Annotated in this window: 1 protein-coding gene; it reads right to left on the reverse strand. The window is 69.7% G+C overall.

Annotated elements, in window-relative coordinates:
- On the reverse strand, window positions 1-267 hold a 267-nt coding region (locus GTW67_RS13260), incomplete at both ends, for a beta-ketoacyl synthase N-terminal-like domain-containing protein (protein WP_202437184.1).

The following is a 267-nucleotide window of genomic DNA, read 5'->3' on the forward strand; positions in this document are numbered from 1 at the left end:
GAACACGCCGTGTCCACGGTGACCGCAGGACCTTCGAGGCCGAACGTGTAGGAGATACGTCCCGACACGACGCTGGCCGCGTTGCCGGTGGCGACATAGCCCTCGGTCACGTCCGGGCCCCGGTCCACGAGGGAGACGTATTCCTGGCCGTTCGTGCCGATGAACACGCCCGTCCGGCTGCCACGCACCGTCTCGGGGTCGACCCCGGCACGTTCCCAGAGCTCCCAGGCCGTCTCCAGCAGCAGGCGCTGCTGCGGGTCCATCGCC

Origin of the sequence: Streptomyces sp. SID5910, assembly GCF_009862125.1 — a bacterium.
Lineage (GTDB): Bacteria > Actinomycetota > Actinomycetes > Streptomycetales > Streptomycetaceae > Streptomyces.